Below are 23,303 nucleotides of genomic sequence, written 5' to 3' on the forward strand. Positions count from 1 at the left end.
TGAATTTAATTTTTTAAATGTTTTTCAAGGTATTTTGTCATTTTATTGAATAAATGTAACCTTGTGTTTTGTCCTTTATAGATCCCATGAGTTCTATCTGGATATATCGCTTGTTCAAAATTTTTATTAGCTTGTATTAAGGCATTTGTCATTTGATACGTGTTTTGTACGTGCACATTGTCATCGCCAGAACCATGAATAATTAAATAGTTTCCTTGTAGTTTATCCGCATGAAATAAAGGAGAGTTTAGATCATATCCATCAGGATTTTCTTCAGGAGTTTGCATGTATCGTTCTGTATAAATACTGTCATAAAATCTCCAAGAAGTTACTGGAGCTACGGCAATGGCTGTATTAAATACATCAGCACCTTTGAGAAGACAATTACTTGCCATAAATCCACCATAACTCCATCCCCAGATAGCAATAGAGTTTTCATCAATATAAGCGTAAGTGCCTAATTTTTTTGCAACGTCAATTTGGTCTATGGTTTCATATTTTCCTAATTCTTTGTAAGTGACTTTTTTGAAAGCAGCACCTTTGTATCCCGTGCCTCGTCCGTCTACACAAGCCACAATAAAACCTTTTTGTGTTAACATATGGTACCAATAATCATTATAGCCATTCCAAGTGTTGGAAACACTTTGAGAACCAGGACCAGAATATTGCACCATTACCAAGGGGTAGCTTTTCTCAGGTGAAAAATCTTTAGGCTTAAGCATCCACATATTAAAGGTCCCATTGTTTGTGCTAATTTCAGAAAATTCTTTTTTTGAAAGGTTGTATTGAGCTAGTTTTTTTGAAAGCTCTAGGTTGTTTGAAATTTCTTTAACAATCTTTTTTCCATTAAATAATGAATAGCTTAATGGTGTGTTTGCATCGGAGTGATTTATGATAGCATAATTTTTTGTGCTGCTAAAATCAGCATCAGAAGTTCCTGATTTTTGACTGATTAGTTTTTTGCTTTTTCCGTTTAAATTAATAGCGTAAATAGTTCGTTCCGTGCTACCATCCTCAACGGATTGGTAAAAAAGTTTTTTTTCTTTGGAGTCAACGCCATAAAACTTAGTAACCTCCCAGTTCCCTGTAGTGATTTGTTTTATGAGTTTTCCACTTGAGCTGTAATGGAACAAATGATTGTAACCTGTTTTTTCACTTTGCATGATAAAACTATTGTTTTTCAAAAAATGGATGTCTGAAATTTTATCGACATCGACATAACAAGTATCATGTTCCTCTAGAATCAATTTGACCGTGCTGTTGTTGCCGTTTACAGTAAACAGTTTTAATTTATTTTGATGTCTGTTTAAGGTGACTACTGCCACATTTTCACTATTGTTAGTCCATTTTAATAAAGGAATGTATTCATAAGAATCTAATGTTATTTCTTTGGAAGCGTTCGATAATAAATCAGCAACATGTAAAGTAACGGTAGCGTTTTTCTCTCCGGCTTTTGGGTATTTAAAAGCAAAGGATGTAGGGTATAAGTTATTGCCAAAAATATCCATAGAAAAAGTAGGAACTTCAGTTTCATTAAATTTTAAATAGGCAATTTTATTACTGTCAGAACTCCATTCATAAGCTTTTACAAAAGAAAATTCTTCTTCGTAAACCCAATCAGTGATTCCGTTAATAATTTGATTTTTTTTACCATCGAATGTCACTTGATCGGTGGTGTTAGTTTCTAAGTTTTTTACGAAAATATTATTATTCTCAACGAAGGCTATTTTTTTACTGTCATTGGAAAAGGTAGGTTCTTGAATAGGATTATCCGAAACTTTGATGATTTTTTTAGAGGCAATCTCATAAATATAGAATATTGACTTTGAAGAGTGCCTGTAGATAGTTTCCGTATTAGTAGCTAATAAAATATGTGTTTCTGATGCATTAAAAGAATAAGCATCAAAATAGGCAATATTCTGAAGGTCTTTACTAGAAACAATGGTTTTAACTTTTTTTAGGGTAGCATAACTATATACATCAATATTGGTAGAGCGTGAGCTTCTATCATAATTTAAAAGACTATAAAAGTCTCCGTTCATCGGACTATAGGATTGTAAGTAGTTTTGTCTAAATTCTCCAGACCAAATTTTTTCGTTTGTAATTTGCTGTGATTGAGAGAATAAAAGAAAAGATGAAAAGATGAAAATGAATCTTAAAAGATACTGCATTTGCTAAATATATTTTAACGCTCAATTTATGAAAAATTAAATGAATAATAATCTCTAAATGTTGAGAAATTCATAGGTTTCTATTAAAGATTCTGATGTTGTTTTTTTGATACTATTGAAATATAAGTTATGTATCTTTGAATTGAGTGTTAGATCGAAAAATAAATTGAATTTTATGATAATTAAAGAAGTTAGAGGTTGTAAACCAACTTTTGGAGAAGATTGTTTTTTAGCAGAAAACTGTGTTATACTAGGAGAAGTTTCTATGGGAAACCAATGCAGTATTTGGTATAATGCTGTTGTTAGGGGAGATGTACATTTCATAAAAATGGGCAATAAAGTAAATATTCAAGATGGTGCTGTAATTCATGCAACTTTTGAAAAATCACCTACAACCATTGGGAATAATGTTTCTGTAGGTCACAATGCAATTGTTCATGGTTGTACAATTCATGATGATGTATTGGTAGGAATGGGGGCTATTGTAATGGATGATTGTATTGTTGAAAGTAATAGTATTATTGCTGCAGGTGCTGTTGTTGCAAAAGGAACGCATATCAAATCAGGATCCGTCTATGCTGGTGTTCCTGCGAAAAAAATAAAGGATATCAGCGACGAATTGTTACAAGGAGAAATTCATAGAATCGCTGAGAATTATATTAAATACGCAGGTTGGTTCAAAGAATAATAGATCTTTGAACTTGTGAAATCTCGTTTGTATTGGTGTTTTTAAAAGCCTAAATAAAAGGAAAAATAATTTTTCAATCGTTCGGTCATTTATGAATTAAGTTTTATTTTTGCGCATGCAAAATAAAGTACTTATTCTAGATTTCGGATCTCAGGTTACGCAGCTTATAGCGCGTCGAGTGAGAGAGTTGAACATTTATTGTGAAATTCACCCATACAACAGTGAAAAATTTAATTTTTCAGATTATAAAGCCGTAATTTTATCGGGTTCTCCTCATTCAGTAAGAGGTGAAGATGCTCCTAAAATTGACTTGTCTGAGGTAAAAGGTAAAAAACCTTTACTTGGGATATGTTACGGTGCACAATATTTATCACATTTTTTTGGTGGAGAAGTTGGAGCTTCTAACACAAGAGAATATGGACGTGCAAACTTATCTTATTTAGATCATTCTAATCCGTTGTTTGACGGAATAAATGAAGGAAGTCAAGTTTGGATGAGTCATTCGGATACAATTTTACATTTGCCAGAAAACTGTGAATGTATTGCAAGTACCGACGATGTTAAGAATGCTGCATATCATGTAAAAGGTGAAGATACTTATGCAATTCAATTTCACCCAGAAGTATATCACACTACAGATGGTTCTAAATTGTTAGAGAACTTTTTAGTGAAAATTGCTGAGGTAGCTCAAGAGTGGACTTCTGCAAATTTTGTTGAAACTACTGTCAAAGAAATTCAAGATAAAGTAGGAAACGATAAAGTTGTTTTAGGGTTGTCTGGAGGAGTAGATTCAACAGTAGCTGCAGTTTTATTGAACAAAGCAATAGGAGAAAATTTATATTGTATTTTTGTAAACAACGGATTGTTACGTAAAAATGAATTCCAAACGGTATTGAAAAGATACGAAGGAATGGGATTAAACGTAAAAGGAGTTGATGCATCTGCAAGATTTTTAGAGGAATTAAAAGGATTAGAAGATCCTGAAGAGAAGCGTAAAGCTATTGGTAAGGCTTTTATAGATGTGTTTGACGAAGAGTCTCACTTGATAGAAGATGTGAAATGGTTAGCACAAGGAACTATTTATCCTGATGTAATCGAGTCCGTATCTGCTGATGGTGGACCTTCAGCGACAATTAAATCTCATCATAATGTAGGTGGATTGCCTGATTTTATGAAATTAAAAATAGTAGAGCCTTTGAGAATGATTTTCAAAGATGAGGTTCGTAGAGTTGGAAAATCTATGGGGATAGATCCTGAATTATTAGGAAGACATCCTTTCCCTGGTCCTGGACTTGGAATACGTATTTTAGGTGATATTACTGCTGAAAAAGTAGCCATGTTACAAGAGGTAGATCATATTTTTATCCAAGGTTTGAAAGACCATGGATTGTATGATTCAGTTTGGCAAGCAGGAGCCATTTTACTTCCAGTTCAGTCTGTTGGAGTAATGGGTGATGAGCGTACTTATGAAAAAGCAGTTGCTTTAAGAGCTGTTTCTTCAACGGATGCAATGACTGCTGACTGGGTTGATTTACCGTATAAATTCCTACAAGAGATTTCTAACAAAATCATCAATAATGTGAAAGGTGTGAACCGAGTAGTATATGATATTAGTTCTAAGCCACCAGCAACTATTGAGTGGGAATAATACTTTAATTAAAAGTTATTTTTGAATATATTGTGATAGCCATTCTGAAGAAATTTGTAAATTGTTTCTTTAGAATGGTTATTCTATATAAAAGAGATTTTACATGAGAAAATTAGTATTGTTATTAAGCCTTAGCTTTTTTACATTTTTAGCGGCCTGTGGTCAGCAGAAGAAATATATTTCTTACAAGGTACAAAAAGGTGAAAGCGTAAAAGAAATAGCAAAAAAACATGATGTGAAGGCAAAATACATCATGAGGTTGAATCCGGGGTTGAAAAAGAAACCAGCTGCGGATACTGTAATTTTAATTCCAAACGTTAATTATAACGAAGAAGAAGAAAAAGCTAGGGTTGCTGCTGAAGTGGCTGCATCCGAAAATCATATAACACAACCCAAAGAGACTTTATACGGTATTTCTAAACAATACAATGTAAGCTTAGAAGCTTTGAAGGAGTTGAATCCGGATTTATCGATAGCGGGTTTAAAAATAGGAATGGTACTTAAAATTCCTAAAGAGAAAATGCTCACTCCGGAAGAATTAAAACAGAATGAATTAGATCATTGGGCTGAGCATTATGTTTTACATACAGTTATTAAAGACGATACACTTTATAGTTTAACACGTTTTTATAATGTTTCAGAGGAGGAGTTGTTGGAGTTAAACCCTTTGCTTTCTGAAGGTTTGAAATTAGGGTCTGTAATAAAGATTAAAGAAAAAGTTTCTGAGGAAAAATTAAAAGAGTTGGATGCTTTGGTTTTTAAAGATTCTATTGCAACTAAAGACACCATCAATGTTTCTATGTTGTTGCCCTTTAAATTCACAAAAAATGACACCTTATCAAAGGAGCAATTGTTTACAACCAAGAATAATTTGGTTTCTATTATTACCGATTTTTATTTAGGTGCTGATATCGCAATAGATTCAATAAAAAAACAAGGGGTTCATATAGATCTTAAAGTGTTTGATTCTGAGAATAATAGAGATACGATAAGAAAAATAATTAAAAGTGAAGAGTTTAAAACTACAGATGTTTTGTTTGGGCCTGTTTTTAATCATCAGGTTAACTATGTGGCAGCTGAATTAAAAGATATTCCTGTTGTTTTTCCATTTTATTCTAGCAAACAAAAATCTTTTGTAAAAGATAATATTGTTAAAACAGTGACTAGTAGAGATGTTTTAAAGGAAAAAGTATTATCCTATTTTACAGAAATATATACTAATGAAAAAATTCTGGTGGTAGGGGATGAAAAATTGACCTCAAGAAAAGAATTCAAACAAATTCAAAAGTTTTTAAAAGAAAACCACGATTCTATTAAAGAAGTTAATTTTTTACAGCCTGAAAATGGATATATTAGTAAAGATAGATTTGTAGAGAAGGTAGATACTTTGGGAGTTAACTGGGTTATTTTAACTACAAATAATAAAGTGGTTACAGCAGATGTAATTAATAATTTAAAATCTATACCTAATGATGCAGAGGTAAGATTATTTGCTTTTGAGAAGGCTGGTAATTTTGACAAAGTTGATAATAATATGCTTGCTACATTAGATTTTGTGTACGCTAGTTCTGGTGTTTTAGTAGATTCGTTGCCAGGTGTTTCTAGTTTCTATGCGCAATATTTGAAAAAGAATCAAGGATATCCAAGTGAATATGCATCAAAGGGATTTGATGTGGTATATGATGTTTTGATGAGAATGGCTTCTAATGATTCTTTAAACTTAAGAAGTAGCTTTGATAAAGGAACTTCAAAACGGGTGCGTAGTACGTTTGATTATCATCAGAAAGCTTATGGTGAGCCTGCTTATAATACAGCCGTGTATCTTAGAAAATACAATAGAGATTTGTCTATAGAGTTGTTGCAATTAAAACCAAAGACAGTGGAAACTCCATCTGAAAAACAAGAAGATGTTCCTGAAGTAGAAACTGAAAGTATTGTTACAACTGATGAGAAAAAGAAACCAATAGAAACAATCGGTAAGGAGTAACTCTTATCGATTGAATTCTAAATTATTTTTTAAGATAGGTGCTAGAAGTTTAATATTCTTTTTAGTGCCTATTTTTTTTAAGGTATTCAAATGATTCATATTGTGAGTATCCGACCCAGCGAAATCAATCATTCCTTCTTTCAATAATCTTTCTGCTGCTTTTTGAACTGATTTTCCATAATGTCCGGTTAAAGAAAGTAAGTTCAATTGAAATCTACATCCGGCATCTTTCAATTTTTGATATAGTTCAAAATCTTGGTGGTAAAACATATAGCGCTCCGGGTGTGCCATAATGGGTTTGTATCCCGCTAGCTGTATGTCAAATAGCATTTCATAAAGATTCACAGGAGCTTGTAAAAAAGACATTTCTACTAACAATGAATCTTCTTTTAAAGTGAGTAGATCTCTTGCTTTCAGAAGTTCACAAAATTCTTCGTCTAGCATATATTCAGCAGCAGCATCGAATTTTATGTAAGACATGTCTCTTTTTTCTAATTCTTCTAAAACCAAGTCTAATTTATCTAGAATAGTGTCACTACTATTTTTCCATACACTACCTAAAACATGTGGTGTTGTGATAAAGTTTTGAATTCCGTAACTATCCATTGTAGAAATCATCTCTATTGTATTCTCCATAGATTTTGAACCATCATCAATACCAGGTAGCAGGTGAGAATGAATATCTACAAAGTCCATTGGAAAAACCTCAGTGATAGGGGTTTCTTTTTTGAATAAGTTTAGCACAATCCTTGGTTTAAAAAAATTAAGACCACAAATTTAGGAAATATTATGTGAATTCGTGCAGGAAACAACCTGTTTCATTTGAGGTTCAAAAGTTGCTGTAAAAACTCCATAATTGCCCGATTGTTTTTCCATTCTTAGAATCAATAGCTTCTACTTTCCAAGTGTAGTTAGATTTGTTCTCTAAGGAGATTTCAAAAAAGGTTTCACTGATACCTGTAGCGACCTGTTCAAGGACTTCGTCTTTTCCTACAAACACGTTGTAGGTCAATACATCATTATCAATATCCGCACAGTTCCACTGAAGCGTAACAGTGTTTGAAGTGATGGCAGATTTTGATGCCGGTGCCACTAATTCTGGCATAAAAGGTAAGTGGTTTTCAAGAGGAATGTTTTCTGTGTAAAGATTCCATGTAGTAGAGAACTCACTTTTATTTCCTTTTAAATCAACTGCCTGAACTCTCCAGTAATAAGCTGTTTCTTTTTCTAGTACTAAGTTTTTATACGTCTCTTGCACTGTACCACTTTTAACAATTGCATTGAATGAATTGTCAGTAGATACCTCATAATAATAACGGATGGCATCTCCTTCTAAATCGGTAGAATTGGACCATTCAAATGTTAAATCACTAGAAATGCATAGCAAATTATTTGTAGGGTTTAGTAAATCAGGGACGGTTGGTGCTTCGTTGGTATCAGTTGTTTCTACTGCTTCTGAATTGTCAGAAGCACAAGAAATAATAAAAAGTATACTGATCAGTAATAAAATATTTTTCATGGTTTACTGTTTTAATATTTTAACGGTGTTTGCAGATGCACCGTTTGTACGAATAAAATAGATTCCGTTTTCAAGATGACTTAAATTGATACTTATGATTCCGTTTTCAATAAGCATTTCTTTTTGGTCAATGACTTTTCCAGTAGTATCCAAAATGGAAATTTCAATAGGGCTTGTTAAATTACTTTCAAAAGAGAGAATTAAATTGTTTTTTACCGGATTTGGATGTGCTGTGATGTTTGTTTGAAGGGTGATTAACTTTTCAAATTTTCCTTCACAATTAGTATTTGTTTCAATATAAATACTATCTCCTTTGTGAGTTTCAATATTGAAATTTTTATCACTAGTTTCTTTTACTTTAATAGCGTTAACGTAAACTGTGTATGGAGCAGTACCTTGTTTCATATCGATATTGGTTATGATGTTTTGACCATTAACGGTATTGCTTGTTTTAGCTAAAATGGTTGTTGCAGCATCGATGCTTAGTTCGTAGCATTGTTCAAAAGTAGCATCTTCTTCTGTATAAATGCAAAACTCATAAGTGTTCGGTGCTATGTCTTCAATATTGATTGAGGTTCTGAAATCATAAATTTGATCATTGAAATGCAATGAAAATTTAGAGTTTCTAATAGAGTTAATAGTAAGTGTACCGTTAGATGCTTCAGGACATGTTTCACTTGTAGATTTTACGCTGAAATTTGCTTTGTCAAGAACAAACAAGGCACAACCATTTTCATCTACGGTAGCTCCCTCAATTGTATTCGGACATAGATCCAGAATGTCATTTACTCCATCATTATCGCTATCGTCGTTTTCAGTTCCTCCTCTTGGATCATAAATTTTTGTGGAGGTGTATATTTTGTATTCACCAGCTTCTAGGTTTATGGAGTTTTGTAGTTCAGTAACTTCCAAAACTTCTCCACTAAAATATTCATACCAAGTTCCTGTATTGGTAAAATTTACCGCAATGGCACTGTCAATAATATCAAAGTTTCCTAAAATTATCACATCCATATTGGCTTCTCTAAGTACGATAGATTTTTCTAGTTTGGATGTGTTTAAAGTATAATCCTCAGTATTGAAAACAGGGTATTTGTTTTTTAACGCAATCAGGGTACTCCAAGTATCATAAATATGTTTCCTATTTGGGTTGTTTAAGTATTCCCATAAAACAGGCTTTTTTCCAGTCCGTCCATTTTGATCGATGCTAATTTCATACCCTAATTCTCCAAATTGCCAAATCATCTTTGGCCCAGGAATGCTAAATAGAAATGCGCCTGCTAATTCTTGTCTCTCTAAAGCAGTATTTAAATTTTTAACAGAATAGTTTTCTTCTTCTTTTCCGTATTCCAGGTTTTTATACATCATACGTTCTTCATCATGACTTTCCATGTAACCTAATACGGATGGAGAACTCCAATCGCGTTTTTTATAAGAGATCCAATCTATATTGTCACCATATCCCATGGTGTTTTCAGTGTAACTATGGTTTAGGTTTCCCCATAGTAAAATTCCATAATCAGCAAGTTCTTTTTCTTCTGAATTTTCAGCTAAATGTTCAAAAATCACATAAGGTTTGTCGTCAGGTGCAAAGTCCCATACATGATCGGTATATTCTTTTAATATTGCAATTCTTTCAGAATCATAATCGCTCGCCCAGTTGTTTTCCCCTTCGTAAATAGTGTTAGAGAATCCTTTTGTAAAGTCAAATCTAAAACCATCTATTTTGTATTCTTCCATCCAGTAATCTAATACATCTTTGAAAAAATCTTTCGTATAGCTGCTAGTATGGTTAAAATCATAGCCCCAATGTGCGGCGGTGTTATCTATGATATTATGATTTTCATTATACCACGGGTTGTCAGAAGCAGGTTTGTTATTAGAACTATTCCAATACATTTGTAATAGTGGAGATTGGCTAAAGGAATGATTGAATACAACATCCGCTAATACTGCAATTCCTCTAGAGTGGCAGGCATCAACAAAATTCTTAAAGTCGTTTTTTGTACCATATGCTTTGTCAAGAGCCATGTAGAATGAAGGATTGTATCCCCAACTATCATTTCCTTCAAATTCATTTATAGGCATTAATTCTATTGCATTTACACCTAGTGACTCTAAATAATCTAAATGGAGTAGTGCTTCTGAGTAGCTGCTTTTTTCTGTGAAATCACGAATAAGTAATTCGTAAATAACCAATTCACTTTGTTCAGGTCTGTTAAAATTGTTACTGCTCCAATTGAAAGTTGGTTCATTAATTATAAACGTCGAAACATTTCCTGTGGTTAAATCTGTAGGGTAGGATTTTAAATTGGGGTAGGTGTCATTTGTAATGTAGGAATCGTCTATTGGTGCTAATATTTTTTCAGAATATGGATCTGCTATTTTAATTTCATAATCAATCAAATATTGATAGGCAAACTCAGTATTAGGGTCTAAATCAGAAACCGTAATCCAAAAATAATCCCCGTCATGATGCATTAAATAATTTTCATCTTTAGTCCAGTTGTTAAAGTCTCCCAGGAGAATTACATCAGTTTTATTGGGGGCTAAAAGTACAAATGTGACTTCATTGTTGTTAATAGTAATTCCGCTTTTTTCGTTGTTTGGACGTGGGATGTTTTGTGTTGTTGTTTTTACAAATACTGAGATACTCGTTTCTTTTGTCTCATTTTGATTACTAGCGATAGCTTTTATAGTGTGGCTCCCCGCAGTGTCAAAAAGATATGACGTGCTTATGTTTGTTGCATTTGATTCTGTGGCAACTGATACGTCATCAACTAAAATTTGTAGTGCTGCGGTGGTAGTTGATTCCGCAGTAAGCGTTATGGTTTGATTTTGATCAAAAGAACTTTCCTCAGAAGGAGAAGTGATAGCAATATTTAAAGAATCATCAAAGATGGTGATAAATAAATCCGGTCCGTTTTTTAGATTACCGTCAGCTGATCTAATGACTAGAGATAATTCAGATATAGTTTTGTTAATTGCTACTCCGTAAAAAGAGTGAATATCTGGAGATATTATAAGTGTGTAAAGATTTGCATTTTCACTATCCCTTGTGAATTCAGGTTGTAAGGTGTTATTTCCCCAAGTTCCAATTACATTTTCCCATTTATTATTGTCAACTGTTACCCCTGTATGGGCATAGACTTTTCCAGTGTAACCCGCCAAAGGTGTTTCACTTGCGTCAAAAACAAGTGTAATTTCTTGATTAATGGTGGGGATTGCAGGATCCGTTGTGACTTGTGCTAATAGTCCAGTACAAGTTAATAATAGAAATATAATTAGTTTTTTCATGATTAGATATTTAAACAAAAGGCTGTTAAATAACAGCCTTTTGAATTAATAATGTGGTTGTAGAACTATTCGTTAGATAAACTAATAGTTTTAGCAATTGTATTTACTGTGATAGTATACGATCCTGGTGTTCCGATGAACTTGAAGTTTTTATCGCCATCCTCTGCATTTTCAAAATTTGCATCGATTGTGTATTCAGCATCTTGGTAATATGGATAGTTTCTACCTGATCCCCAATCTCCATTTTTAGTGAAAAATCTGAATGCATCCACGGCAAAAGTGGTAGTTGTTTCAAAATGACCATGTTTTATCCATGTCATTTCAACAGGAGTTGTCCAACCCCAACCAGCTTCTGGTACTGCAGCTCCAACCATAAACAATTGCGGTAAGTCTGTCGCTTCCATGGTAATTGTTAATGTGTTAAAGTCCACACTTATTTTATAATATCCAGTAGTACCAATAAACCTAAAGTTACTGTCTCCATCACCTGCATTTTCAAATAATGCATCAATAGATCCACCACTGAAATAAGGGTAGTTGTAAGACGTTGCTCCCCAATCTGGTGCATCAAAGAATCTAAAGCTATTACCACTTGTGAATTGAGCAATAGTTTCAAATGTTTTAGAACCTGTTGCAGCTACTTCGACCGCTTTTGCTGTGTCCCATCCCATCAAGGCATCCCCAATCATAAATATTGGATCAGAACTTTTTGCATAAGCAGTAATTTCAATTACAATAGGTGCAGACTCAGTTACTAAAGTACCTGAAGTTGCAATTACTTTAAATTGAATGTTTAATGGACTTCCTGCTTCAAAACCGTTATTAATTAATAATTTGTTGAGTTCCTCAACCATAAAAGTTTTTTCTTCGGTATTTACGGAAGCAGCAACAATTAAAGAACTAAAATCACCATTTTCCTCATCCATCAAAATTTGATAATTTGGAGTGGCAGTTGGTACACCATAGTCTGGTTTGTTCCAAGTTATTGAAAGTGCATCTTCTTGCGAGTTTTCTTCTAATAGGATAACTGAATTGTCTGAAGAAACTACAGTGATCGTAGTGTTTTCAGGGTTCGTGTCTATCATTACTCTGTCGTCTGTACTTGCACAAGAACCTAGAATTAGGGGTAGGGCAAGCCAGTATATATACTTATATATTTTATTTTTCATAATAAATAAGGTTGTTAATTAATAGTTTGGGTTTTGTGTTAAATTTGGATTTACAGCAATTACATTTGCAGGAATAGGGTAGATCTTTCTGTAATTATCTACTGCAGTACCATCAGGCACGTTTCCTTTAAACGGCCATAAATAATCACCTGTTGTAAATCTGTTATAACGGATCAAATCAGTTCTTCTTAGACCTTCCCAGTATAACTCTCGAGATCTTTCATCTAATACAAAGTCTAGTGTTACTTGACCAGAAGTAATATTGCCTGAATTATCTCCATAACCTCTTTCTCTCAATTCATTGATGTAATTTGTCGCATCTCCGATAGAACCGCCAGCTCCACCTCTTAAAACTGCTTCCGCATAGTTTAAATAAACTTCTGCCAATCTTATGATTGGTGTGTCCATATCCACTTGATCTCCATTTGGATCGCTACCAGCGTTTCCATCTTTATCAACGTTTTTAAATTTGCTTACAGCATATCCATCTTCAAAAGTGTTTTGAATTGTTGTGATTTCATAATTTTGAGCATCTGTATGAAACATCGCTCTTTTATCATTCCAACCAATTGGTTCACCCGCACCGTTAGTTGCATTAGCCTCAAATTTAGAAACCAAAGCTTTGGTAGTTCTAAGTCCAGCCCATCCACCGTTAACTCCAAAAAGAGTTGGGTCCATAGTTCCTCCGATAGAAGCATGAACTAGATAGGTAGTACCTCCCCATGTTTGAGACTCAATTCCATCAAAACTAATTGTGAAAATGAATTCATTCTGAGCTCCGTTTACATCACTGTCAGCTAAGAATAAATCATCATAGGCAGTTCCATTAGCGTTTACATCAGTATTATGAATTGAATATCCACCCGTAAATACCTTATTAGAATAAGTGATACACTCAGTGTATTTGGCTTGTCCAATTAATACTTCAGCATTTAGATATAATCTAGATAATAATGCCTGTGCAGCAGTTGCATCAACTCTACCGTATTCATTTGCTCTACTAGCTTTTAATAAACCTTCAATAGCTAGTAATTCTGATTCAACAAAATTGAAAATAGCATCTCTGTCGCTTTGTTCTGGTAATTCTGTTTGAATTTCAGTAACCAAGGGAACATTTGCGAATAAATCCATTAGGTTGTAATAAGCATATGCTCTTAGAAATCTAGCTTCTGCAATAAAACTTTTAACTTCATCATCAGAGGCTAAAGCTTCTGCATTTTTAATAAATGAATTTGCAAAAGATACAGATTGAGCCAATCGATAATACATTCCCTCAACGAATCCATTACTTGAAGTCCAGCTCATCGCATGTAAATCTGGTAATCCTGGGTTTCCCCATCCGTTAACGGCATGATCTGTTGTCAATTCTTGAAAGTTGTGTAACATTCTAGTGAATTGAGAAGAACCTTCATCAATACCGTCAATATCAGGATTTCCATCAGGACCTTTTTGTCCGGTTAAAGCAAAGGCTCCATATACTTTTGCCAAGGCTTTTTTCGCTTCTGCAGGATTTGCAAAAACATCAATTTCTGTAAAACTATCTGGATCGATCGGTGTTTGGTTTAGATCGTCAAGACATGAGATAAGTAGTGTCGAAACAAATACACTAAGTATTGTAGTTTTTATATATTTTATCATAATAGCTTAGTTTTTATTAAAAGTTAGCATTTAAACCTAACAAGAATGTTCTTGGTCTTGGGTAGAAGTTATCGTCAATACCTCCTTGAATTTCTGGGTCTAATCCTTCATAACTTGTAAATGTTGCAACATTTTGAATAGAACCGTAGAAACGCAATCCAAGCTTGTCTAAAGATTTGAACTTAGGAAGTGTATATCCTAAAGTAATGTTATCAATCTTGAAAAATGATGCATCTGTAACATAATAATCACTTAGTAGATTTGTATCCGTAATAAACTGGAAACCAGAGTTTAAGTAATCAGAACTTAGATTGCTTAAAATATCATTCTCAGTTGCTCTAGCTTCATAAGACATGGCTGATGCTGTGTTGTTATAGGCATAGTTTCCAATGCTTGCACGTGTAATGATGTTTAAATCCCAATTTTTATATTTTAAATCAGTGTTTATTCCCATTGTGACATCCGCATTTGGGTCTTCGTAAAAATAACGATCTAAATCTGTGATGTTTCCATCTCCATTTCTGTCCACATACACGCCTTCAATGGGTTTGTTGTTTTCATCATATACCTGCTGATATACATAGTAAGAAAATGCCGGTTGTCCTTTTTCATGTCTTTGAACTGTGTTTCCTGTTCCTCCGGAAATTCCACCTACATTTTGAACATCAGGCATTCTAGTTATTTCATTTGAATTATATGCTACGTTAAAGCCAATAGTCCATCTTAAATCTTCAGTTCTAACAGGTACAGCATTGATAACGAATTCAATACCTTTGTTTTCCATGTCTCCAATATTAGCATCAATTTTGTTACCGAAATTTGTAAAAGGATCTACCGTACTAGGAGCAATTAAATCTTTTGTGATTTTGTTATAAACATCTAAGGAACCATAAATTTTTCCTTCTAAGATACTATACTCAATACCTGCATTAAAGGTGCTACCAACTTCCCAACGTAAATTTTCATTGATTGGTTCTGGTCTGTAAGTTTGGTAGAATGCATCTCCAAATTGATATGAAGCACCATTCGTACTTTTCGAGTAACGTGTTAGGAATTGGTAATCTCCCAATCCATTTACATTTCCTACTTGTCCATATCCCAAACGAACTTTTAAATTGTCTACTACGTCAGAATCATTTAAAAAATCTTCATTTGTAACATTCCATGCCAAGGCTGCAGAAGGGAAGTAACCCCATCTATCATTTGGATTTAGCTTAGAAGAGGCATCTGCTCTTAAAGTCGCTGTAAGTAAGTATTTGTCTTTATAATTGTAGTTTGCTCTTCCAAAGAAAGATACTAGTACATTTTGACTTTTGTTTATTTCAGTTAACGAAGTATTTTGAGTTTGATCAATAAAATAGGCATCAGCAACAGATAAGTCGTCAAAAGAAAACTTTTGGTAAGAATATCCACCCATTACTCCGAAAGAATTGTCGTCATTGATGTCTTTGTTGTAGTTCAGGTAAAAATCTACTAAGCTGTTTGTTGCTTTATTTGTGTAGGTGTTTTTAGTTCCATTGAAATCAGAACTAGAAGCCGGCATGGAAGGGTCAACTATGGCAGAACCTTTTCCTTCAGAGGCATCAATACCAACGTTTAAAACTGCAGATAATTCTGGTAAAAAATGCATTTTGTAGTCCAACTTCGCATTAGCAATAAGCCTGTTTACATCAGAGTTGTCATCTTTTAAATTTAATAAGGCCAATGGGTTTGTTGGGGCTAAATTGTATTTGTTTCCTGTTGATGGATTGATCCATGTTGAATAACCTGCATATTTCGAGTTTTCATCATAAACAGATTGCGTTGGGTCGTAACCAACGGCAGAACCGATTGCATCTCTGTTTGCAAAATTATTTTTTATAAATGAAGCATTTGCATTTAAATCAACTTTTAAATGATCATCCAAGAATTTTGGTGTAAGGGTTAACTTAGCCGTTGTTCTTTTCATATTGTCCGTTTTTAAAACACCATTGGCATCTGTGTATCCAGCAGAAAATCGATAAGGTACTTTTTTAAGGCTTCCTGAAACACTTACATTGTTTTCTGTGCTGATAGCTTCTTGGTAGATTTCCTCTTGCCAGTCCGTATTTGCAGATCCTAATCTTGCGATTGCAGCTGGTGCACCAACCGTATTGACCAAATCAGTAAATTGACTTGTATTTAAAACAGAAACCTTGTTCATGATTTTTGAAGAGGCGATGCTAGAGTTGAATGTAATTTTCGTTTCTTGATCTAAATGCCCTTTTTTAGTGGTAATCATAATTACCCCATTGGCAGCTCTAGATCCGAAAATTGCCGTAGAAGAAGCATCTTTTAAAACAGTCATGTTTAAAATGTCATTTGGGTTTACAGAGTTCAAAATATTTCTTGATCCTCCAACTCCCCCATCATTCATAGGAACTCCATCAATTACGATTAACGGATCATTGGATAATGATAGTGATCCTGTTCCTCTAATTCTTATAGATTGTCCATCTCCTGGAGCACCACCATTTGTGGTGACGTTCACCCCAGCAACCTTTCCTTGTATTAATGAAGGTGCTGAAACTACAGGTCCTTTGTTAAAGTCTTTAACTCCCGCAACTGCAACAGATCCCGTTAGATCTTTTTTACGAGCGGTACCATATCCTACAACAACTACTTCGTCGAGTGCTTGAGAATCGTCTTCTAGTGATATGTTTAAATTTTGATTTGGTAAAGCAGCTTGCTCTACGGTTTTAAATCCTACGTAAGAGAAAACAAGAACAACATCGTCGTTGTTAGAATTTATTTCAAAATTTCCATCAAAATCAGTTGAGGTACCTGTTGAGGTTCCCTTTATGATTACGCTTACTCCAGGAAGTCCTTCTCCTGAGGCTTGCTCTACTACCTTACCTTTGAATACATTTTGAGCAAATGCACCAAAACTCATCAGGCAGAGAATTCCAATTGATAATAAATGTTTTTTATTCATACAGATTGATTCTTTAATTAACGTTTAATTTGGTTTAGATTTTAACAATACTTTCACTCTTCACACTTCGAAACTATAATTAAATGGTTGTAATAAAAAAATCAAAAAGGCACGAAAACGTTTTCGTGTTGATAACTTTTGTTACTCTAACGTTGTAGTGAATTTGATTTTAAATTACGCTTTTATTAAAATTAGGTTATTTTTTTTGTTAAATACGTAAAATATCAAGTTTATGATTGTGTTGTAAATAAATGTTAATGATTGGTTGAAAATTTAAAATATCATGTATGCCAAGATGATAGATGAGGACCACATAACCGGTCCATTTAGATTTAAATAACTTATTTTTGTTTTAAAGAATTAGAACCCATTAAACTACTGGAATCTAAATGAAGCCAAAAATTACTCTTAAAGCCATTGCCAAAGAATTTGGCGTTTCTATCTCAACAGTTTCAAAATCATTGAAAAATAGTAATGAAATTAGTTTAGAAATGCGGGAACGTATTCAAGCTTTTGCTAATTATTATAATTACAGGCCTAATAGTTTTGCTTTAAAGTTGAGGAATCAAAAAACTTTGGTGTTAGGTGTTGTGATTCCAGAAATCACACATCATTTCTTTTCAAAGGTGATTAGTGGTGTTGAGCAAGCCGCAAACCAACGCGGTTATAATGTAATGGTGTGTCTGTCTAATGAATCCCATCAGAAAGAGGTGATGAATTTAGCGATGATGGCAAATGGAAGTGTAGATGGTTTGTTAGTGTCTATTGCAAATGAAACACAAAGTAAAGGTGATTTTAAACATTTTCAAGAATTGATAGAAGAAGATATTCCTTTCGTTTTATTTGATAGGGTAGAAGAATCTATAGCTTGTGATAAGGTTGTGATAGACGATACTAAGGGGGGATATAGTGCTACAAAACACCTGATTGATTCTGGGGCAAAACGCGTCGCCATGTTGACAACACCTGACTATGTTGATGTAGGTTTTAAAAGAAAACTTGGGTATGAAAAAGCTATAGTGGAAGCCGATATAAAGGTTGATGAATCTTTGGTTCTAAGAGTTGATAAAGACAAGGATATTGATGAGCAAATCAATGCTTTAATTGCTAGAGAGGATTATCCGGATGCCATTTTCGCAGTGAATGAAATCTATGCAGCGATTGCGATCAAAGCAATTCAGAAAAGGGGATTGAATGTTCCACAAGATATTTCTGTAATAGGATTTACGGATGGTTTGATTTCGCAATACGCATCTCCTTCTATAACAACTATGGAGCAACATGGTTTTTCGATGGGAATGCAAGCTGCAAATATGTTAGTTGATAGATTGGAGACAGATGTGCATGCTCCTTTTTCTACAAAAGTTGTTCCAACAACCTTGAAAGTTAGAGAGTCAACAAAATAATTTTATTTTTTTTAGAAATACATTTTTCCCTTTTAGAATATAGGTTTGTTGAGAGTTTTAGAAGCCTTAAAATGTTGGTTTTTAAAGTTTTCTTGAATGATAATTTGTTTTTTAAGAAATTTATATTTTATCTTTGTACTTGAACATAGCGTTCATTTTTATCAATATTTCACTCTTCACACATTAAAATATAGATAAAGACGCTACTGTCCTTACTATATTTATATCGCAAAATTTTAAAGTAATTCGAAATCAAATTGATTTGATTTTAGAATACTTTTTGTTGATAACATTCAATTAATGTTAAATATAGATAAGATGAAGAAAAAAATTCTAAGTTTTTGGGAAATCTGGAACATGAGTTTCGGATTTTTAGGAATCCAATTCGGATTTGCTCTACAAGGAGGTTTTATGTCAAGAATATTTCAGACGTTAGGTGCTGATGAACATGACATTCCTTTATTGTGGATAGCTGCCCCATTGACAGGTTTGTTGGTACAACCCATTATCGGTTATTTAAGTGATAGAACTTGGCATCCTCGTTTAGGACGTCGTAGACCTTATTTTTTAATAGGAGCTGTTTTAAGTTCAATCGCTTTGTTTTTAGTACCTCATTCTCCTACTTTGTGGATTGCTGCAGGTTTTCTTTGGATTTTAGATGCATCTATAAATATTAGTATGGAGCCTTTTAGGGCTTTAGTGGCTGATAAATTAGATGATTCTCAAAGATCTTATGGGTTTGTGGTGCAAACGCTTATTATTGGTATCGGAACTTGGGTGGCAAGTAATTTACCTTGGTTTATTACCTATTTAGGAGTAAGTAATGAAGCTGCACCAGGAATGTTGCCAATGTCTGTGAAGATAGCTTTCGGAATTGGAGCCTTTGTTTTTATCACTAGTATCTTGTTTACAATTTTTACGACTTCAGAATATCCGCCAGAAGATATGGAGGCTTTTGAAGAAGAGAAGAAGAAGAAAGGAACCTTTATTTCTGATATCAAAGAAAATATTGGAAGTATGCCCTCTACCATGCGTAAGTTAGGATTAGTTCAATTTTTTAGTTGGTTTGCTTTTTTCACTATGTGGAGTCTGGCGACACCTGCTTTAACAGAATTTGTTTTTGATGCTCCTGCTCCGGTTGAAGCTAGGTACAATATGGAAGTTGAATCTGAAGCGGCTGCTTATTTAAAAGCGAGTGGTAGTTACCAAAACGCTGCAGATTTAGTTGGATCTTACATGGGAATTTATGGATTGTCCTCTATGGGATTTGCTCTTTTAATGGTACTCTATACCGCTAAAAAACGTATTAACAGAAAGTTAGTACATATGACATCTCTAATATTAGGCGGAATTGGATTTTTATCGATGTACCTAATTCCTTCTCCATCGTGGTTGATTTTATCTTTTACACTAATCGGAATTGCTTGGGGTAGTATTTTATCAATGCCTTACGCAATGTTATCTAGTTCTGTTGATCCCAAGAAAATGGGAGTAATCATGGGGATCTTTAATATGTTTATCGTATTGCCTCAAATTACTGCTGCTTTGGGTGGGGTTAATTTTGCATATAAATTAATAGGAGACGAGTCTATTTATGCAATGGTTGTTGCAGGTATTAGTCTTATTGTAGCTGGTCTTTGTAATTTACTAATTACAGATAAGAATGCAATTTCTTATCAATTACCAGAATAAGTATGGAAGGAAAAGGATTTATTTTCGATTTGGATGGAGTTATTGTAGATACTGCAAAATACCATTATTTGGCTTGGAAAGAGCTAGCGGATCAGTTAGGGATTAATTTTACAGAAGAGCACAATGAACTATTGAAAGGAGTTAGTAGGGGGAAATCTCTTGAAATACTTCTAGGAGTGGGGGGTGTCACTCTTTCTGATGCCGAAAAGGCTAAATACATGGAGGAAAAAAATACTCGTTATCTTGAGTATGTTGCCAAAATGGATGAAAGTGAAATACTACCTGGTATTAAAGAATTACTATCATTTTTAAAAGAAAACAATATTCCGTTTTCATTAGGATCTGCTAGTAAAAATGCAAGAGTAATCTTGGAAGGGGTTAATTTGTTGGATGCCTTTACAGCGATAGTGGATGGGAATGATGTTTCCAAAGCAAAACCAGATCCAGAGGTGTTTTTAATTGCTGCTCAAAAATTGAATTTAAAACCCAATAATTGCATCGTAATAGAAGATGCAGCGGCAGGGATTGAGGCGGCTAAAAGAGCCGCAATGAAAAGTGTTGGGATTGGAGAGAAGGATATGTTAGGAGCAGCGGATGTATTGTTAGATAGTACATCAAAACTTACAGTTGCATTAGCAAAGGAATTATTGAATTAAACAAATCAGTTTTATATAAATAAGATTTCAACCTAAAGAAACAGAGATCTTATATAAATAAATGTGAAATATCACATTTAGAGGTTAAACTTTGCCTTTACTAAACCGTAAAAGGCAGTAAAAAAATCTAGAAATGAATCAAAATTATATCATAGAAAACGAATGGTCAATCCTTGAGGAAGGTTTTGATCCTAAGAATGTTACTGCTTCAGAAAGTATCTTTAGTATAGGGAATGGAGTAATGGGGCAAAGAGCCAATTTTGAAGAAAATTATTCAGGAGAAACTTTTCAAGGAAGTTATATTGGCGGAGTTTATTATCCAGATAAAACAAGAGTTGGATGGTGGAAAAACGGTTACCCTGAGTATTTTGCAAAAGTATTAAATGCTCCCAACTGGATTGGAATAAATGTTTCGATTAATGGAGTGGAATTGGATTTGAATACTGCTAAAGTTTCAAACTTTAAGCGAGAGCTTCATATGAAAGAAGGTTGGTTGCAACGATCTTTTCAGGCGGAGTTATCAAATGGAAATGTGATTGAAGTAAACTCTCTCCGTTTTTTAAGTATGACAAGTTCTGAAATAGGAGCCATTCGATACAGCGTTACTCCTTTAAATTTTTCTGGTGAGATTGCTTATACGCCTTATTTAGATGGTGGTATTAGTAATGAAGATACAAACTATGATGAGTTGTTTTGGGAGGTTTTGAATATTCAACAAGAGGGAAATTATGCCTCTATTTTATCTAAAACTTTAAAAACAGAATATCATGTTAGTACTGGAATGCAAATTGGATTGCGTCTCGGAACAAACAAATTGGAGCTGACACCTGAAGTGTTGAGGGAAGAAAAAAGAATTTCATTGACCTATACGAAACATGTTTCTGAAAATGAAATTTTTACCATATACAAATATGGTGGATATGTCCATTCTATGAATTATTCTATTGAAGAATTAAATACTAAATCAAAAAAAGGAATTGAGAATGCTTCAGCTAAAGGTTTTGATAAACTTTTTGATGAGCAACTAGCATATTGGGCAAAGGCATGGGAGACTGCGGATATTGTTATTGAGGGAGATGTGAAAGCACAACAAGCTATTCGTTTCAACATATTTCAATTGAGCCAAACTTATACGGGTGAAGATTCTAGATTGAACATTGGTCCTAAGGGTTTTACCGGTGAGAAATATGGAGGAAGTACTTATTGGGATACCGAAGCATATTGTATACCATTTTACATGAGAACTAAAGATCCTGTTGTTGCACGAAACCTTTTGGTATATCGTCATAATCAGTTAGGGAAAGCTATTGAGAATGCTGAGAAATTGGGATTTACTAATGGGGCAGCTTTGTATCCTATGGTAACTATGAATGGAGAAGAATGCCATAATGAATGGGAGATTACATTTGAAGAAATTCATAGAAATGGAGCCATGATTTATGCGATAAATAACTATGTTAATTATACAGGAGATTATAGTTATATTCCAGAGTTAGGAATGGAAGTAATGATTGGTGTTGCACGTTTTTGGCACCAAAGAGCTACTTTTTCTCAAGATAAAGATCAGTATGTTATTTTGGGAGTTACAGGGCCAAATGAATATGAAAATAATATCAATAATAATTTTTATACTAATTATTTAGCAAAATGGTGTATTGAATATGCTGTTGAGAATCTAAAGAAAATAGAAAAGGAATACAGTCAGGATTATTCTAGAATAATGGAGCTGACAAACCTTACTATTGAAGAAATTGAAACTTGGTTAAAAGTATCCAGTAATATGTATTTCCCTTACAGTGATAAACATGAGGTGTTTTTACAACAAGATGGTTTCCTGGATAAGGAGTTGATTCCTGTTTCTGAGTTGTCTAAAGAAAATAGACCCATCAATCAGAAATGGTCTTGGGATAGAATTTTAAGATCTTGTTATATCAAGCAGGCTGATGTTTTACAAGGATTCTATATGTTTGAAAATCAATTTGACAGAAAGGAAATAGAGAAACATTTTGATTTCTATGAGCCTTTAACAGTTCATGAGTCATCATTGTCTCCTTGTATTCATTCAATTTTAGCAGCCTCTATCGATAGAATGCCGAAAGCCTATGAGCAATACCTTAGAACTTCTCGTTTGGATTTAGATGATTACAATCATGAAGTTCATGAAGGTTTACATATCACCTCTATGGCCGGTACTTGGATGGCGATTGTTGAAGGTTTTGGTGGGATGCGTGTTTGGAATGACGAAAGATTGACATTTAATCCGCAAATCCCAAAAGAGTGGAAATCTTATTCATTTAAGATCAACTTTAGAGGAGCGACCCTAAAAGTGGAAAAAACTCAGAGTGATTGTAAGTTTACAAATGAGTCTGATAAAGATGTAACTGTTTATATCGAAAATAATGAGTTTTTAGTTCCTGCTAACGAAAATGTAATTGTTGTTGGAGAGATAATATCATAATAAAATAATAATAATGAATAA

14 protein-coding genes are annotated in these 23,303 nt (G+C 33.7%); 7 read left to right on the top strand and 7 right to left on the bottom strand.

The window, feature by feature from the left end; all coding sequences use genetic code 11:
- Window positions 1–5 precede the first annotated feature (5 nt).
- Window positions 6–2,171 (bottom strand): S9 family peptidase, encoded by a 2,166-nt coding sequence (locus AC2DGP_RS14710; protein WP_484490819.1) that lies wholly within the window; start codon window positions 2,169–2,171, stop codon window positions 6–8.
- Window positions 2,172–2,346: 175 nt separating this feature from the next.
- On the opposite strand from AC2DGP_RS14710, the gene AC2DGP_RS14715 reads away from it, so the two are divergent.
- From AC2DGP_RS14715 to AC2DGP_RS14725, 3 genes are all read left to right on the top strand, one after another.
- A complete protein-coding gene (locus AC2DGP_RS14715) occupies window positions 2,347–2,859 on the top strand; it encodes a gamma carbonic anhydrase family protein (protein ID WP_484490820.1) in 513 nt (170 codons plus the stop codon).
- Between the two features lie 115 nt (window positions 2,860–2,974).
- Entirely contained in the window at window positions 2,975–4,507 is a 1,533-nt protein-coding gene (gene guaA / locus AC2DGP_RS14720) for a glutamine-hydrolyzing GMP synthase (RefSeq protein WP_484490821.1), read from the top strand.
- Window positions 4,508–4,610: 103 nt separating this feature from the next.
- Window positions 4,611–6,494 (top strand): PBP1 and LysM peptidoglycan-binding domain-containing protein, encoded by a 1,884-nt coding sequence (locus AC2DGP_RS14725; protein WP_484490822.1) that lies wholly within the window; start codon window positions 4,611–4,613, stop codon window positions 6,492–6,494.
- A gap of 3 nt (window positions 6,495–6,497) precedes the next feature.
- Here AC2DGP_RS14725 and AC2DGP_RS14730 read toward each other — a convergent pair whose 3' ends face one another.
- The 6 genes from AC2DGP_RS14730 to AC2DGP_RS14755 all read right to left on the bottom strand — a co-directional run bounded on the left by AC2DGP_RS14730 (window position 6,498) and on the right by AC2DGP_RS14755 (window position 17,070).
- Window positions 6,498–7,238, bottom strand: coding sequence for a tyrosine-protein phosphatase (locus tag AC2DGP_RS14730; protein WP_484490823.1), 741 nt, complete (start codon window positions 7,236–7,238; stop codon window positions 6,498–6,500).
- 85 nt (window positions 7,239–7,323) lie between these two features.
- A complete protein-coding gene (locus tag AC2DGP_RS14735) occupies window positions 7,324–8,013 on the bottom strand; it encodes a hypothetical protein (protein ID WP_484490824.1) in 690 nt (229 codons plus the stop codon).
- Window positions 8,014–8,016: 3 nt separating this feature from the next.
- A complete protein-coding gene (locus AC2DGP_RS14740) occupies window positions 8,017–11,310 on the bottom strand; it encodes an alpha-amylase family glycosyl hydrolase (protein WP_484490825.1) in 3,294 nt (1,097 codons plus the stop codon).
- A gap of 65 nt (window positions 11,311–11,375) precedes the next feature.
- On the bottom strand, window positions 11,376–12,479 hold the full coding sequence (locus AC2DGP_RS14745) for a SusE domain-containing protein (RefSeq protein WP_484490826.1): 1,104 nt from the start codon (window positions 12,477–12,479) through the stop codon (window positions 11,376–11,378).
- Between the two features lie 18 nt (window positions 12,480–12,497).
- Window positions 12,498–14,117, bottom strand: a complete 1,620-nt coding sequence (locus tag AC2DGP_RS14750) for a RagB/SusD family nutrient uptake outer membrane protein (RefSeq protein WP_484490827.1) — start codon at window positions 14,115–14,117, stop codon at window positions 12,498–12,500.
- A 16-nt stretch (window positions 14,118–14,133) separates the two neighbouring features.
- Entirely contained in the window at window positions 14,134–17,070 is a 2,937-nt protein-coding gene (locus AC2DGP_RS14755; RefSeq protein WP_484490828.1) for a SusC/RagA family TonB-linked outer membrane protein, read from the bottom strand.
- Window positions 17,071–17,459: 389 nt separating this feature from the next.
- Here AC2DGP_RS14755 and AC2DGP_RS14760 point away from each other — a divergent pair, with 389 nt between their 5' ends.
- From AC2DGP_RS14760 to AC2DGP_RS14775, 4 genes are all read left to right on the top strand, one after another.
- On the top strand, window positions 17,460–18,476 hold the full coding sequence (locus tag AC2DGP_RS14760; RefSeq protein WP_484490829.1) for a LacI family DNA-binding transcriptional regulator: 1,017 nt from the start codon (window positions 17,460–17,462) through the stop codon (window positions 18,474–18,476).
- 318 nt (window positions 18,477–18,794) lie between these two features.
- Window positions 18,795–20,168 carry an MFS transporter gene (locus AC2DGP_RS14765; protein ID WP_484490830.1) on the top strand — a complete coding sequence of 458 codons (1,374 nt, stop codon included), beginning with the start codon at window positions 18,795–18,797 and terminating at the stop codon, window positions 20,166–20,168.
- A 2-nt stretch (window positions 20,169–20,170) separates the two neighbouring features.
- The gene (gene pgmB, locus AC2DGP_RS14770; RefSeq protein ID WP_484490831.1) at window positions 20,171–20,824 is read left to right on the top strand and encodes a beta-phosphoglucomutase; all 654 of its coding nucleotides are present in this window, start codon (window positions 20,171–20,173) and stop codon (window positions 20,822–20,824) included.
- Window positions 20,825–20,957: 133 nt separating this feature from the next.
- Window positions 20,958–23,282, top strand: coding sequence for a family 65 glycosyl hydrolase domain-containing protein (locus AC2DGP_RS14775; protein ID WP_484490832.1), 2,325 nt, complete (start codon window positions 20,958–20,960; stop codon window positions 23,280–23,282).
- The last annotated feature ends 21 nt before the right edge of the window (window positions 23,283–23,303 follow it).

The sequence above is a fragment of the Flavicella sp. IMCC45537 genome (genome assembly GCF_057197705.1).